The organism is Pseudarthrobacter sp. MM222 (genome assembly GCF_947090775.1).
GTDB lineage: Bacteria > Actinomycetota > Actinomycetes > Actinomycetales > Micrococcaceae > Arthrobacter.
Map to the genome: position 1 here is coordinate 37,306 of NZ_OX352321.1, position 14,541 is coordinate 51,846.

The following is a 14,541-nucleotide window of genomic DNA, read 5'->3' on the forward strand; positions in this document are numbered from 1 at the left end:
GGTGCACGATGACTTCCATGAATCCTGCCAATCAACTCGACGAGCTGGGCCAGCGGACACTGCGCAAGGTGCGCAACCGCCTTATGCCCCTGATAGTCCTGCTCTACTTCATTGCGTATCTGGACCGGAACAATGTCGGCTTCGCAAAGCTGACCATGAGCGAGGACATCGGCCTGAGTGCTTCGGCCTATGGCCTCGGCGCCGGCATCTTCTTCCTCGGCTACGCACTACTGGAAATCCCAAGCAACGGCGGGATGTACAAGTTCGGTGCCCGCAAATGGATCGCCCGGATCCTCATCTCGTGGGGCATCTTTGCAACGGCCATGGCGCTGGTGAACGGCGAGACCACGTTCTACATCATCCGGTTCCTGCTGGGTGCGGCCGAGGCGGGGTTCTTTCCGGCCATCCTGTTCTATCTGACGCTGTGGTTCCCTGCCGCGCAGCGCGTCACGGTGTTGGGCATCTTCATCCTTGCGCAGCCTATCTCCAATGCACTGGGTGCCCCGGTCTCGGGTCTGCTGCTGCAGATGGACGGCATCATGGGCCTGCAAGGCTGGCAATGGCTCTACATCATTGAAGGCATACCGGCCATCCTCCTCGGAATACTGACCCCGTTCCTGATGACCGACCGCCCCAGCCACGCACACTTCCTGGCGGACGATGAGCGTGAATGGCTGACCAAGACCATGGACGAGGAGCTTGCCCACAAGCAGAAGGGCCAGCCCCACCACTTCCTCGCAGGACTCAAGGACCCGCGGACCATCGCCTACTCGGCGTTGTACTTCGGGCTGGTCTGCGGCATCTACGGCCTCGGCCTGTGGATGCCGACTATCGTCGCCGCACTGGGCAAGTTCACCACCACGCAGGTCGGCTTCATCGTGGCCATTCCGTACACGATCGCGGCTGTCTTTGTGTACTTCTGGGGCCGTCGCTCCGACCGCACCGGTAACCGTGTCATGCATGCGAGCATCAGCATGGTCATGGCCGCCGTTGGCCTTTTGGCGGCCGGTTACCTGGTACAGGTCAACGCGGTCTTGGCGCTGATGGCCCTGACGCTGGCGGCCATGGGTATTTACTCCGCCATTGCGCCATTCCTGGCCATGCCCTCGACGGCCCTGGTGGGCGCTGCCGCGGCAGCCGGGCTCGCCATGGTGAATTCGCTCGGTAATCTGGGCGGGTTCGTGGCTCCCTACGCCGTGGGGCTGTTTAACGACGCCACCGGAGACAACCGGTCCGGCCTCGTGTTCCTCGCCGCCTGCCTCGCCGTAACGGCCGTCGCCACCTTCCTCTACGCACGCCACCGCCCGGAGGGACATGTGAAGCCGGGTACGCCAGCTGCGGTCGGAGAGGAAGCTGTAGCTGCCGACGAGTTCGACATCAGGAACTGACAATCAGGCAACGGGAGGCCAACGGACATGACTCCTTCAGAAGCGTTCCCGATTGAGCGGTCGGCGGTGCTGACCGGCGCCGCTTCTCCGCGCGGCATCGGAAGGGCGACGGCGGAGATGCTTGCCAGCCAGGGCTGGGCGGTGGCGATTTTGGATATCGACGGCGACGCGGCACGGAAGGCCGCCGAGGAAATCACTGACATTTACGGGGTTCAGGCGATTGGGGTAGGCTCTGACGTGTCCGACCAGGCAACCGTCAACGCCGCCATAGACGAGGTCGAATCCGCGCTGCCGCCGATCGTTGGCCTGGCCAACCTGGCGGGGATCAGCTCACCCACGGAGTTCATGGACGAGACGCTCGAGGCATGGGAGCGGGTGTTCAAAATCAACATGACCGGCACGTTCCTGGTCACCCAGCGCGTGCTCCGGGGCATGATCGAGCGGAAGCTCGGCAGGATCGTGAGCGTCTCGTCGATCTCCGCCCAGCGCGGGGGCGGCACATACTCCAAGGTGGCCTATAGCGCCTCGAAGGCTGCCATCATCGGCTTCACCCGGGCATTGGCCCGGGAAATGGGCCAGCACGGAATCACCGTCAACTGTGTGGCTCCGGGTCCCGTGGACACGGACATCATGGGTGGAACGCTGACGGATGAGCGCAAGGCGGCCATGTCAGCCGACATCCTGGTGGGCCGGGTGGGAACCGTGCGGGACATCGCCGCGCTGATGGTGTTCCTGCTGGGCGAGGACGCCGGCTTCATCACAGGCGCCACGTACGACATCAACGGGGGACTGCAGATTTCCTGACGCCGGTCAGTTGCTCGACTTTCCGGTCAGCCCCGGAACGCCCTCCGGCGCCCGCTAAGTGTTGCGACCGTTAAGTCCGAAGTGCGTCGAAACCGGCGATCAGCGCCTCGAGTCCCAAGCTGAAGGCAACATCGGCCGGTCGTTCAAAGCGCTGCTCCGCTAGGCGGTCGACCGCGGCCGTGAAGTTCGGCGTCGACGCTGCCATGCTGCCCGAATCGAAGATGTCTGCCGGTGCCGTGACGTCATAGGCTGATCCGAAGATAAAGGATTCCAGCGCCACAATCGCCGAGACAATGCGCTCGGGCGGGAAACCCGCGCGGCTGAAGCCGGCGCTGACGGCTTCGTACATGGCCAGCGTCTTGGGCGCATCGGTCACGGGCAACACTGCGATGACGGGGATCAGGGGCGTGTGCTTGGAGAACACGTCCCGGTAACTCCAGGCCCAGTCCCGCACGGCCCGGTCCCAGGGCTCGGCCTCGAAGGCGGAGACATCCACGAACGAGGTCAGGTGGTCCTGGACGAGGACCAGCACGTCCCGCTTGGATGAGACGTGGTTATAGAGCGCGGATGGCGCGACATTCAGCGTCCGGGCGAGGGCGGCCATGGTGAAACCGTCGTAGCCGCTCTTCCGGATGAGCTGGAGGGCCGCCGAGGTGATCCCGTCCTGGTCCAGTACGGCGGCGGCCGGCCTCCCCACCCGGCGGCGAGGTTTGGCCTCGGGGCGTTGGGGGTCCGCGGTGGCGCTCGTGGCTGCCGGCATTCCTGGGCCTTTCTGCTGGCGGTGTGCAGGGGTGACTCCATTGTGCCTTCCTTCCCGGCACATTTCCTCCAGCGGGAACTTCTTCCCGCCGCCCTCTTCCGCGCGCGCCCTCGAAGGTCTATAGTCATGTCTAAATGAATGCCATTCATTTAGTGGGCCGCATCACTGTAGCGGCCGTAGAGAGGACATCATGCTGGAAATTGACCGCGACGTAGTCATCGTCGGAGCCGGCCCCACCGGGCTCACCGCAGCCCGGGAACTGAAAAAGGCCGGCCTGAGCGTGGCCGTCCTGGAGGCGCGGGACCGCGTCGGCGGACGGACCTGGACCGATACCGTTGACGGCGCCATGCTCGAGATCGGCGGCCAGTGGGTTTCCCCGGACCAGACCGAACTGCTCGGACTGCTCGACGAGCTGGGGCTGCAGACATACTCCCGCTACCGCGAAGGCCAGTCCGTCTACATCGGCGCTGACGGCAAGCGCACACTGTACGCGGGGGACACCTTCCCTGTCAGCGAAACCACCGCAGCGGAAATGGACAAGCTCACCGTCCTGCTGGATGCCCTCGCCGCGGAAATCGGGCCCACGGAGCCCTGGGCGCACCCGAAGGCGCGCGAGCTGGACACCATTTCCTTCTACCACTGGCTCCGGCAGAACTCATCCGATGAGGAAGCCTGCAACAACATCGGCCTCTTCATTGCCGGCGGCATGCTGACCAAACCGGCCCATGCCTTCTCGGCGCTGCAGGCCGTGTTGATGGCGGCGTCCGCGGGGTCGTTCACGCACCTCACGGACGAAGACTTCATCCTCGACAAGCGCGTCGTCGGCGGCATGCAGCAGGTTTCCCAGCTGATGGCCGCGGAACTGGGCGACGACGTCGTCCTCGGCAGCCCGGTACGCACGATCCACTGGGAGACCTCCGCAGGAGAAAGCGGCACAGGAGAAAACGGCACAGGAGAAAACGGCGCCGGCGACAGCGCCGCAGATGCCGCCGGGAACGACGCAGGATACCGGGTGACTGCCGTTTCCGAACGCGCCACCGTGCACGCCCGGTTCGTCATCATGGCCGTCCCGCCGAACCTCTACTCCCGGGTCTCCTTCAATCCGCCGCTGCCGCGCCGCCAGCACCAGATGCACCAGCACCAGTCGCTTGGACTGGTCATCAAGGTCCACGCTGTCTACGGTGCACCGTTCTGGCGGGAGGACGGCCTGTCCGGAACCTGCTTTGGTGCCGGCGCCCTGGTCCAGGAGGTTTATGACAACACCAACCACGAGGACCCGCGGGGCACCCTGGTCGGCTTCATCTCGGACGAAAAGGCCGACGCCGTGTTCGAGCTCAGCGCGGCGGACCGCCGTCGCGCCATCCTCGAATCGATCGGCGGCTTCCTCGGCCCGAAGGCCCTCGAGCCCGAGGTCTACTACGAATCTGACTGGGGCTCCGAGGAATGGACCCGCGGCGCCTATGCCGCGAGCTACGATCTGGGCGGCCTGCACCGCTACGGAAAGGACCAGCACGCCCCCGTTGGGCCGATCTATTGGTCCTCCTCCGACCTTGCCGCCGAGGGCTACCAGCATGTCGACGGCGCGGTGCGGATGGGACGCCAGACCGCGGCCCGGATCGTCAACGCGGCGGACCGTTCGTCCGTCACCCCCTAGGCTTCCGGCGGCCCCGCTTCCTGCGCGTCCTGCCGGTGCCCCGATCGTTGTAGCCGGCGGCTATGAACTGAAGCACCCACCCATTCAGCGTCGAACATCCAGCGTCGAACTAACCTGCGGAGAGGCACAGAAATGACCACCGACCACGCAACGTCCCCGACGTCGCACCACGAAGAGCGCAAAGGACTGAGCGCCAAGGGACTCAAGGCCGGATCGGTGGGGCTGATTGGCGCCGTCGTCATCGGGGTGTCCTGCATCGCTCCGGCCTACACGCTGACCGCCGCCCTGGGTCCCACCGTCTCCGAGGTTGGGGTCCAGCTTCCGGCGATCTTCCTCGTCGGCTTCATCCCCATGCTGCTGGTCGCCTTTGGCTACCGCGAACTGAACAACGCCATGCCCGACGCCGGCACCTCCTTCACCTGGGCCTCCCGGGCCTTCGGTCCGTGGATCGGCTGGATGGGAGGCTGGGGACTGATCGCTGCGACCATCATCGTGCTGTCCAACCTCGCGGCCGTCGCGGTGGACTTCTTCTACCTCATGCTGGCGCAGCTGTTCGGGAATCCGGAACTGGCCGACTTGTCCACCAACCTCCCGCTGAATATCGCCACGACGCTGGTGTTCATTGCGCTGGCCTGCTGGGTTTCCTACCGTGGCATGGAGACCACCAAGGGCGTGCAATACGTGCTGGTGGCGTTCCAGCTCCTGGTGCTCGGGTGGTTTGCCGTGGCGGCCTTCAGCCACGTCGCCAACGGCACGGCCTTCGACGCCACCGCGATCTCGCCGGACTGGTTCAATCCGTTCGCGGTCGGCTCCTTCTCGGCTTTCGCGGCCGGCGTCTCGCTTTCCATCTTCATTTATTGGGGATGGGACGTCACGCTGACCATGAACGAAGAAACCCGGAACCCCGAGAAGACGCCGGGCCGCGCGGCCACCGTCACGGTGCTGGTCATTGTGGTCATCTACATGACCGTCGCACTCTCCACCCTGGCCTTCGCCGGCATCGGTGAAGAAGGGCTGGGAGCCGGAAACCCAGAGAACCAGGGCAGCATCTTCGCCGTCCTCGCCGGCCCGGTGATGGGACCCTTCGCCATCCTGATGTCCCTGGCCATCCTCAGCAGCTCGGCCGCTTCACTGCAGTCCACCTTTGTGTCTCCGGCCCGGACGCTGCTCGCCATGGGCCACTACAGTGCCCTGCCGCCCAAGTTCGGCAGGGTCAGCCCCAAACACAAGTCCCCAAGCTACGCCACGATCGCAGCCGCCGTAGCCGCCGCGGCGTTCTACGTGATCACCAGGACCACCTCGGAAAATGCACTCTGGGACACCATTACCGCCCTGGGCATGATGATCTGCTTCTACTACGGCATTACGGCGCTGGCCTGCGTCTGGTTCTTCCGGGCCGAGGCGTTCAGCGGGGCGCGGGCGTTTTTCTTCAAGTTCCTCGCACCGTTGCTGGGCGGCATCATCCTGCTGGTGATGTTCTTCAAGACCGCCTATGACTCGATGGACCCGGAGTACGGCTCCGGATCATCCGTCGGCGGCCTTGGTCTCGTCTTCGTCCTTGGCATGGGCGTCATCCTGCTGGGCGTTGTGCTCATGCTGGTGATGTCCAGGATCCGGCCGGAATTCTTCAAAGGGCAGGTCCTCCCGAAGGGAAACTGAGCGCGGCGTGCCCGCCGTTTCGGAACCGTTCGCGGGCCGAACAAGGTCCTCCTCCCGGCAGCCCGGGTGACTGTGCACTGGAAACTAAGCACACTTACCAATAGGCTGGCAGGAGGGGGACCTTCCTCCGTTGGAATGAGAACGAGGTGACAGCATGTCGGACGCCGAACGCATCAGCAAAGTAACGGACATCATCAACGATTCGCATATCGGAATGTTCACCACCATCAACGAAGAAGGCGCACTCGTCAGCCGGCCGCTGGCCGTCCAGGACGTCAAGGACGACGGCGACATGTGGTTCTTTACATCGGCGAACACGTCGCAGGTGGCCCACATTCGGGCCAACCCGGCTGTGAACGTCTCCTTCGGTCAGCGCACCGAATGGGTCTCCGTGGCCGGAACCGCCGAAGTCGTCACCGACCGACAACTCATCCACGACATGTGGAACCAGGTGGTGGAAGCCTGGTTCCCCGACGGACCCGACACCCCGGAAGTTGTCCTGCTCCACGTCGACTCGGACTCCGCCGAGTACTGGACCAGCCCGGGCGGAACCGCGGCAACGGTGCTGCAATGGATCAAGTCGAAGGTCACGCACAGCAGGATGAGTGTGGGCGAGAGCGGCACCGTCGAACTCTAGGCCCGACCCTGACGGATAGCCCCGGACGGCCAAAGGCTCACTGGAGGGTGGATCAGTCGATGACCTTCAAGGACGTGGTCCAGTTGAAAGTCTCGTACTCGGGGTTGAGTTGGAGTCCCATCACGAGCAACTGGAGGCCTTCGAGCTCCCTGGCGTGGTGGAGCCCTCCGACCTGGAGCGGCCGCAGACCCGCCGCTGCGGCAAAGGCCGCGACCTCACTTCGGGCCCTCGCAGAATCGGAAGCGATGAAGACATCCAGCGGCAGGCCGCCGGCAGTGCCCGCCGTCAGCGGTCCCGCGAACGTGGTGTTGAAGGCCTTCACCACGAAGGCGCCCGGCAGCAGGGCGGCGATCTCCTCGGCTGCGGAAGACCCGGCGGGAACCTGGAGTGAGTCAAATGTCTCCGCATTGACCGGGTTGCTGATCTCAATCACGGTCTTACCGCTGAGAGTGTCACCGTAATGGGTGGCCACCTCCTTGGCTGGCCCGAAGTACAGGGCCAGAACCACGAGATCTCCGGCTGGCACTTCATTTAGTCCGCCGGAGGTAGTGCCGCCGCCAAGTTCAGCAGCGAGCTTGGCGGCGTTCTCCGGCGTGCGGTCCAGAACTTGGACCGCACGTCCGGAGGCCACGGCGCGGGTCCCGAGGGCGCGTGCCATGTTGCCGCCGCCAATAATGGTGATGTCAGTCATCGTGACCCCTCCGCTGAAATGCGCGGAGCCCGCTGGGTAATATCAGGGCTGGACACTGCGGCTGCTCCGGCCGCACGCTCCGCCTCGGCCAGGGCGCGCTCCAGCCGGTCGACGGCGGGGACGTAGCCGGCCTCGGACCCGCCGCGGAGCTGCTCGGCTGCCTTCATTGCCCGGATCAGGGCCGCCGTCTCCGGCCGGGCCGGATCACTCATGGCGGGGTAGTCGATGCAGTATCCGGGATCCAGTTCATAACGGCGCCACCGGGCCAGGGCCTCGCGGTGCCGTGAGGCCGCCGCCTCATTTGATGCCAGTGTTTCCCGGGACAAACGGCGGGCATCCTGCCAGCTGAACAGATGCGGAGTCCATCGGTAGGCCGCCCCGGCAGTGCCCGCGGCGAGAAGCCCAAGCATCAGCCCGGCCCACGGCGAAACCAGGGACGGCACCACTACGGCCGGCACGACGACCGCGAGCCCGGCGAAACTGTCCCAGAACACCGCGTCCGGCAGCCCGGCGTCGGACGCCAGATGCTTACGTGCCAGATACACGGAGCCTGCAACCGTCCCAACCACGAGGATTGCCAGCCCAAGCAGTTGCCAGAGCGCGAGGGGGGCGGATTCAAAGAGAGCCGGCATTCCAAACACCTCCAGGGAAGCTGCCCGGGGCGGGCGCATTCCGCTGATTCAATTGGAATCCCTGGCGGGCGGGCCGTCAATGGGCCGACAGGGCGGCTTCACACTAGTGCCGGCCGCGGCGTAGCCTTGGGCCCATGCGACTGAAAATGTGCAGTATCCACGTCAAGGATCCCGCGGCCGCCCACGAGTTTTACACGGGGATCCTCGGTTTTGAGAGCCTGATGGCCCTGCCCGAGCACAACCTCTACATCGTCAAGGATCCGCCCGGTACCGGGAGCGGGTCGGCAGGTCTGCTGCTGGAACCCAGCGACAACCCGATCGGCGCGGCCTACATGAACGGCCTCCACGACGCCGGGATTCCCGCGATCGTCTTTGGTGTTCCCGATGTCAGGGCCGAGCACAAGCGGCTCAGCGCAAAGGGCGTGATCTTCCAGGGCGAACCGAGCGAGGGGCCAGGGGGCACGTCCGTAGTGATGGACGACGGCTGCGGCAACTTCGTCCAACTGCACCAGGACTAAGCAGGTCCGGCGCGGCCGTCCGGATGGGCCGGCGGCGCGGGAAGGCTACTCGGCCTGGGCGCGAGCCTTCTTGGCTTCCTTCTTCGCGGCGTCGTCCTTGACCCGCTGGGCCTCGGCACGGACGGCGGCGTGGGTGGAGCGCTCGGCCACGAGCCACGCCGGGGGAGCCTGCAGCAGTGCGGTGATTTCCGCCGTCGTGAGCGCTTCCTCGACGCCGCCGCGGGCCAGGCCGGCGATGGACACGTTCAGTTTCTGCGCGACCACCGGGCGGGGGTGCGGGCCGCTACGGCGCAGTTCCGCCAGCCACTCCGGCGGGTTGGCCTGGAGCTCGGCAAAATCGGCGCGGGTGATGACCGAATCCTGGAACTCCTGGGGTGTTGCGGGCAGGTAGATGCCAAGCTTCTTGGCAACGGTGGCCGGCTTCATGGACTGGGAGTTTGCAGAGGTCATGCTTCAAGGGTATCCGGCGCGGCGGTGGCGGAACACCAAGCGGCGGAACCCTACGCCCGCTGTGGCGGTACTGTGAACTTGTGTCCGCAGAAGATGAATCCCCCCAGACTACAGACGAAACCGCCGACGCCCCGGCCGAGGCAGCGGTACGGGAGCTGCGCTTCGCCTACGTCCCCGGTGTGACCCCCGGCAAGTGGATCCGGCGGTGGGAAGAGCGGATGCCGGACGTTCCATTGCGCTCCTTCATGTCCGACGACGGCGCCCAGCTCGCGGTGCTGCACGACGGCTCGGCGGACCTCAGCTTCATCCGGTTGCCGGTGGACCGCGAAGGCCTGAACATCATCGCGCTGTACGAGGAGCAGCCAGTGGTCGTTGCGCCGAAGGGCCACGAGATCTCGGTGTTTGAGGAAGTGGCGCTGGCCGACCTGTCCGTGGAGACCATGCTGGATGTCCAGGAACTGGGTGGGCCAGAGACGGCCCTGCAGGTGGTGGCCTCCGGCGCCGGCCTGGTGATCCTGCCGATGTCCGTGGCGCGGCACTTCAACGTCAAGGACACCGTCGCCCGGAAGCTTACCGGCGCGCCCGGCACGGAGATTGCCCTGGCCTGGCCCAGCGACACCACTGATGAGGTGATCGAGGAGTTCATCGGGATCGTGCGGGGCCGGACGGCAGCGAGTTCCCGGCAGCCTTCCGCGCAGCAGGAGAAACCCAAGCGGGAGCCGAAACCGGACCGGCGCGGCCCAGCGGTCAAGAAGCCGAAGGTGGCGCAGCGGTACGCGCCGAACCCGGACAAGGGCCGCGGCAAGGGATCACGGAAAAAGGGCAAGCGCTAAAGCCGCCCGGCAGGTTCAGCTATGCGGCGCAGGCATCCCGGAGGGCCTGGACGGATTCGGCCGGCACCTGATCACCGGATGCGGCAATCTGCCGCAGCGGCGTGGTGATGTCCGTCGGGACGCCGGCGGTCTCCGCCCCGGCCACCAGCCCGCCCAGGAGTTCCTTGTCCTTAATGCTGACGAGGCCGTCCTCCACGAGGGCGCACACTTGCTTCTTGACCTCGCCGGCTGCCGTGGTGGCGACCGCGGACGCACCGTCACTTACAGCCTTGTTGGCGGCGTCCTGCACCTGGCCGCAGCCGGCCAGCATCAGCAGAAGGGTTGCAGCGGACAGGACCGTCAGGGTGCGTTTCATCCGTCCAGCCTAACAAGCGCAGCTGGAGGTCACCCCGGCGGGGACGCGTCACGGGAGCGTGGATGGAGGCTGGGGTAAACTAATAAGCAGGCTTACTTACCGATCCTGGCCGGCCCCGAAAGGCATCAGAAAATGTTCCTACTCTTCGGATTCAAGACCACAACCAAGGAGTTGCCGGGCCGGCCTGCGAGCTGCCAGTACTGCCATGCCTTCGCGCACCACCACCTCGAGGAGCGGTCCACCAGGTTAACGGTGTTTTTCATCCCGGTATTCACGACCTCCCGTTCCTACCGAATCGCGTGCTCCAACTGCGGGCGGACGTCCAGCATCAGTGCCCGCCAGAAGAACACCTTGGTCCGCCGGTAGCGGCGCCTCAGGCACCGCCTCGAACCATCGGCCGCAGCGGCAAGATGCCCTTCGGCCTGACCCCCGAAGACGTCCGCTAGGCCTCAACATGCGCTAGCGTTAGCGCTAACAGAACTGGTGCGGGTAAATCGCGGTCGGGCGGCTACGACTGGTAGCTCGATGCCACGCGGGTCCGCGCATACGGAGGGAAGGTGCCTCGCATGGGGAACAGCAATGACCGGCGAATGCCGCGACTCGAGGATGTCGCAGCCCGGGCCAAGGTCTCGCACCAGACGGTCTCCCGGGTGATCAACAGCCACCCGAATGTCAGCAAGCCGACGCGGGAACGGGTCGAGGCGGCGATCGCCGAGCTCGGCTACCGCCGCAACACCGCCGCCCGGAGCCTGGTGACCCGGCGGACCCAGACCATCGGCGTTCTTGCCTCCGAGCTGGGGCAGTACGGCCCGGCCAATACGCTGCTGGGGGTCCAGCAGGCCGCCCGGGAGGCCGGCTATTTCGTGAGCATCGCCGCCATCAAGGGGGCCGGAGCCGACGCCATTTCCGATGCCGTCCGCCACCTGGCGGACCAGGGCGCGGACGGCATGATTGTCATCGTGCCGCACGCCGGGACGCTGCAGGTGCTGGAGGAACTGAACCTGGGTGTTCCGGTGATCGTCGTCGGGGGCGCCGGGGAGGGACGCTTGAGCGGGGCCATGGTTGACCAGAAGCTCGGGGCGCGGCTGGCCGTGGCCCATCTGATCAGCCTCGGCCACCAGCGGATCGGCCATGTCTCCGGGCCGCTGGACTGGATCGACGGCCAGGCCCGCGTCGACGGATGGCACGAGGAGCTCACGGATGCCGGCCTCACCGCCGACCTCCTGGTGGAGGGCGACTGGAGCGCGGGCAGCGGTTACCGGATCGGACTGCAGCTGGCGGAACAGCGCACAGCCACAGCGGTCTTCGTCAGCAACGACCAGATGGCGCTGGGGCTGCTGCGGGCGTTCGGCGAAAAGGATGTCCGTGTGCCCGAGGATGTCTCGCTGGTCGGCTTCGATGACCAACCCGAATCCGCCTTCTTCATGCCGCCGCTCACCACCGTCCGCCAGGACTTTGAGGAACTCGGTAAACGCTGCATGGACCTGATGCGCGCGCAGATCGAGGAGGGTGCGGCCGGCGGCACGCGGGTGGTCGAACCCGAGCTCGTGGTTCGGGCCAGTACCTCACCCCGAGCCCCGGACCTTTAGGCGCCCAAACGCCCTGCTGAGCAAACGCACGATGCGGCAGCTCTTGACAGCCAGTTTGTTAGCGCTAACAATATAGGGGTTCGCAACGCTGCGAAACGTATTGGAGGATTTGATGGACGTCTCAGTGGACGGAACTGAAAACTTTGTCATTGGCGTCGACTACGGCACCCTGTCCGGGCGTGCCGTCGTCGTCCGGGTCCGGGACGGCCAGGAGCTCGGCAGCGGCGTCTTCGCGTATCCCCACGCCGTTATCACCGACGAGCTGCCGGAGGACACTGCCGGTGACGCCGGCATCCGGCTTCCCGGGGAATGGGCCCTCCAGGTGCCCAATGACTACCGGGACGTCCTGCGCTACGCCGTTCCCGCCGCCATCGCGGACGCCGGCATCAACCCCGCCGCGGTCGTGGGGATCGCCACCGACTTCACCGCCTGCACGATGGTTCCGGTCAAGGCTGACGGCACCCCGCTGAACGAGGTGACGGAATTTGCCCGCCGGCCGCACGCGTACGTCAAACTGTGGCGGCACCATGCCGCGCAGGCGCAGGCGGACCGGATCAACACGCTGGCCGCCGAGAGGGGCGAGACCTGGCTCCCGCGCTATGGCGGACTGATCTCCTCCGAGTGGGAATTCGCCAAGGGCCTTCAGCTCCTTGAGGAAGACCCGGACTGCTATGCCGCCATGGACCACTGGGTGGAAGCGGCCGACTGGATCGTCTGGCAGCTCTGCGGCAACTACGTCCGCAACGCCTGCACGGCAGGCTATAAGGGAATCTACCAGGACGGCCGCTACCCCTCGGAGGAGTTCCTGGCCGCGCTGAACCCGCGGTTCAAGGACTTCGTGAGCACCAAGCTGCAGCACACCATCGGCCGGCTGGGTGACGCCGCGGGTTACCTCACCGCCGAAGCTGCCGCGTGGACCGGACTGCCCGAAGGCATCGCCGTCGCGGTCGGCAACGTTGACGCCCACGTCACGGCGCCGGCCGCACGGGCCGTGGAGCCCGGCCAGCTCGTGGCCATCATGGGCACCTCCACCTGCCACGTGATGAATGGCGCCGAGCTGCACGAAGTTCCCGGCATGTGCGGTGTGGTGGACGGCGGAATTGTGGACGGGCTTTGGGGCTACGAGGCGGGGCAGAGTGGAGTGGGTGACATCTTCGGCTGGTTCACCCAGAATGGCGTCCCGCCGGAATACCATCAGGCCGCAGCCGCCCGGGGCCTCGGCATCCACGAGTACCTCACGGAGCTCGCCGCGGGCCAGGCCATCGGCGAACACGGCCTCCTGGCCCTGGACTGGCACTCCGGCAACCGGTCGGTGCTGGTGGACCATGAGCTCTCCGGCATCGTGGTGGGCCAGACCCTGGCGACCAAGCCCGAGGACACCTACCGTGCGCTGCTGGAGGCCACCGCCTTCGGCACGCGGACCATCGTGGATGCCTTCCGCGACGCCGGCGTCCCCGTCAAGGAGTTCATCGTCGCCGGCGGCCTGCTGAAGAACGAGCTCCTGATGCAGATCTACGCCGACGTCACCGGCCTGCAGCTGTCCACCATCGGCTCCAGCCAGGGGCCGGCGCTGGGCTCGGCCATCCACGCGGCCGTGGCCGCCGGTCACTACCCGGACATTCGGGCCGCCGCCGCCGCGATGGGCTCCGAGCCAGGAGGCGTCTTCACCCCCGTCCCGGAAAACGTCGCGGCCTACGAGGCATTGTTCCGCGAGTACCGGACGCTCCACGACTACTTCGGCAGGGGCACCAACGAGGTCATGCACCGGCTTAAGGCGATCCAGCGCGACGCCGTCCGCCCGCTCTTTCCCGCCGGGGTGTCCGCATGAGCGCGCTGCTGGAATCCATCGCACGGATCCGCGGCGAGGTCTGCGCCCTGCACACCGAACTCACGCGCTACCAGCTGGTGGTCTGGACCGCAGGGAATGTGTCCGCGCGGGTCCCGGGCTATGACCTCATGGTGATCAAGCCGTCCGGCGTCTCCTACGACGATCTCCGTCCGGAGCTGATGGTGGTCACCGACCTCTACGGCACCCCGGTCAATTCCCTGTCCGCCGGAGCCGACGGCGCGACGGTCGCATGGACCAACCCGGACCTCACGCCGTCCTCGGACACTGCGGCGCACGCCTACGTGTACCGGAACATGCCCGAGATCGGGGGAGTGGTCCACACCCACTCCACGTACGCCACCGCCTGGGCCGCCCGCGGAGAAGCCATCCCGTGCGTGCTCACCATGATGGGCGACGAGTTCGGCGGCCCCATCCCGGTGGGCCCCTTCGCGCTGATCGGGGACGACTCGATCGGCCGCGGCATCGTGGAGACCCTGGCCAACTCCACCTCGCCGGCCGTGCTCATGCAGAACCACGGCCCCTTCACCGTGGGGAAGGACGCCCGCTCGGCCGTCAAGGCCGCCGTCATGTGCGAGGAAGTGGCCCGGACGGTCCACGTCTCCCGCCAGCTTGGTGAACCGCTGCCGATCGACGAGGCCCAGATCGACTCCCTGTACGCCCGCTACCAGAACGTCTACGGCCGCTAGGCCCAACAGCCGGCCGCTAGGCCCAACAACCGGCCG

General features: G+C 66.2%; 16 protein-coding genes. 11 read left to right on the forward strand and 5 right to left on the reverse strand.

Annotated elements, in window-relative coordinates; genetic code table 11:
* The first annotated feature begins 8 nt into the window (after window positions 1–8).
* Together OM977_RS00175 and OM977_RS00180 are read left to right on the forward strand one after the other, a co-directional pair.
* Window positions 9–1,388 carry an MFS transporter gene (locus OM977_RS00175; protein ID WP_264355557.1) on the forward strand — a complete coding sequence of 460 codons (1,380 nt, stop codon included), beginning with the start codon at window positions 9–11 and terminating at the stop codon, window positions 1,386–1,388.
* A gap of 27 nt (window positions 1,389–1,415) precedes the next feature.
* Window positions 1,416–2,192, forward strand: a complete 777-nt coding sequence (locus OM977_RS00180) for an SDR family NAD(P)-dependent oxidoreductase (protein WP_264355558.1) — start codon at window positions 1,416–1,418, stop codon at window positions 2,190–2,192.
* Window positions 2,193–2,262: 70 nt separating this feature from the next.
* Here the strand turns inward: OM977_RS00180 and OM977_RS00185 are convergent, their stop codons facing one another.
* Window positions 2,263–2,952, reverse strand: coding sequence for a TetR/AcrR family transcriptional regulator (locus OM977_RS00185; RefSeq protein ID WP_264355559.1), 690 nt, complete (start codon window positions 2,950–2,952; stop codon window positions 2,263–2,265).
* 190 nt (window positions 2,953–3,142) lie between these two features.
* On the opposite strand from OM977_RS00185, the gene OM977_RS00190 reads away from it, so the two are divergent.
* The 3 genes from OM977_RS00190 to OM977_RS00200 all read left to right on the forward strand — a co-directional run bounded on the left by OM977_RS00190 (window position 3,143) and on the right by OM977_RS00200 (window position 6,902).
* Window positions 3,143–4,606, forward strand: a complete 1,464-nt coding sequence (locus tag OM977_RS00190) for a flavin monoamine oxidase family protein (protein ID WP_264355560.1) — start codon at window positions 3,143–3,145, stop codon at window positions 4,604–4,606.
* 132 nt (window positions 4,607–4,738) lie between these two features.
* Window positions 4,739–6,265 (forward strand): APC family permease, encoded by a 1,527-nt coding sequence (locus tag OM977_RS00195; protein ID WP_264355561.1) that lies wholly within the window; start codon window positions 4,739–4,741, stop codon window positions 6,263–6,265.
* 154 nt (window positions 6,266–6,419) lie between these two features.
* Window positions 6,420–6,902, forward strand: coding sequence for a pyridoxamine 5'-phosphate oxidase family protein (locus tag OM977_RS00200; protein ID WP_264355562.1), 483 nt, complete (start codon window positions 6,420–6,422; stop codon window positions 6,900–6,902).
* Window positions 6,903–6,954: 52 nt separating this feature from the next.
* Here the strand turns inward: OM977_RS00200 and OM977_RS00205 are convergent, their stop codons facing one another.
* On the reverse strand, window positions 6,955–7,593 hold the full coding sequence (locus OM977_RS00205; RefSeq protein WP_264355563.1) for an NADPH-dependent F420 reductase: 639 nt from the start codon (window positions 7,591–7,593) through the stop codon (window positions 6,955–6,957).
* Window positions 7,590–8,225 carry a hypothetical protein gene (locus tag OM977_RS00210; protein ID WP_264355564.1) on the reverse strand — a complete coding sequence of 212 codons (636 nt, stop codon included), beginning with the start codon at window positions 8,223–8,225 and terminating at the stop codon, window positions 7,590–7,592. Before OM977_RS00210 ends, OM977_RS00205 begins: the two co-directional genes overlap by 4 nt.
* Window positions 8,226–8,359: 134 nt before the next feature.
* Between OM977_RS00210 and OM977_RS00215 the strand changes: the two genes are divergently transcribed.
* Window positions 8,360–8,743 carry a VOC family protein gene (locus OM977_RS00215; RefSeq protein ID WP_264355565.1) on the forward strand — a complete coding sequence of 128 codons (384 nt, stop codon included), beginning with the start codon at window positions 8,360–8,362 and terminating at the stop codon, window positions 8,741–8,743.
* A 45-nt stretch (window positions 8,744–8,788) separates the two neighbouring features.
* Here the strand turns inward: OM977_RS00215 and OM977_RS00220 are convergent, their stop codons facing one another.
* Complete coding sequence (locus tag OM977_RS00220) at window positions 8,789–9,193, reverse strand: DUF5997 family protein (RefSeq protein ID WP_264355566.1); 405 nt, start codon at window positions 9,191–9,193, stop codon at window positions 8,789–8,791.
* A gap of 80 nt (window positions 9,194–9,273) precedes the next feature.
* On the opposite strand from OM977_RS00220, the gene OM977_RS00225 reads away from it, so the two are divergent.
* Window positions 9,274–10,026, forward strand: a complete 753-nt coding sequence (locus OM977_RS00225) for a LysR family substrate-binding domain-containing protein (protein ID WP_264355567.1) — start codon at window positions 9,274–9,276, stop codon at window positions 10,024–10,026.
* 19 nt (window positions 10,027–10,045) lie between these two features.
* Here the strand turns inward: OM977_RS00225 and OM977_RS00230 are convergent, their stop codons facing one another.
* The gene (locus OM977_RS00230) at window positions 10,046–10,381 is read right to left on the reverse strand and encodes a hypothetical protein (protein WP_264355568.1); all 336 of its coding nucleotides are present in this window, start codon (window positions 10,379–10,381) and stop codon (window positions 10,046–10,048) included.
* Between the two features lie 132 nt (window positions 10,382–10,513).
* Here OM977_RS00230 and OM977_RS00235 point away from each other — a divergent pair, with 132 nt between their 5' ends.
* The 4 genes from OM977_RS00235 (at window position 10,514) to OM977_RS00250 (ending at window position 14,505) form a co-directional block, all read left to right on the forward strand.
* Entirely contained in the window at window positions 10,514–10,747 is a 234-nt protein-coding gene (locus OM977_RS00235; protein ID WP_264355569.1) for a zinc ribbon domain-containing protein, read from the forward strand.
* A 200-nt stretch (window positions 10,748–10,947) separates the two neighbouring features.
* Window positions 10,948–11,970: a LacI family DNA-binding transcriptional regulator gene (locus tag OM977_RS00240; protein WP_264355570.1), complete on the forward strand. Its 1,023-nt coding sequence runs from the start codon at window positions 10,948–10,950 to the stop codon at window positions 11,968–11,970.
* 112 nt (window positions 11,971–12,082) lie between these two features.
* Complete coding sequence (gene araB / locus OM977_RS00245; protein WP_264355571.1) at window positions 12,083–13,798, forward strand: ribulokinase; 1,716 nt, start codon at window positions 12,083–12,085, stop codon at window positions 13,796–13,798.
* Window positions 13,795–14,505 carry an L-ribulose-5-phosphate 4-epimerase gene (locus OM977_RS00250; protein ID WP_264355572.1) on the forward strand — a complete coding sequence of 237 codons (711 nt, stop codon included), beginning with the start codon at window positions 13,795–13,797 and terminating at the stop codon, window positions 14,503–14,505. Before araB ends, OM977_RS00250 begins: the two co-directional genes overlap by 4 nt.
* The last annotated feature ends 36 nt before the right edge of the window (window positions 14,506–14,541 follow it).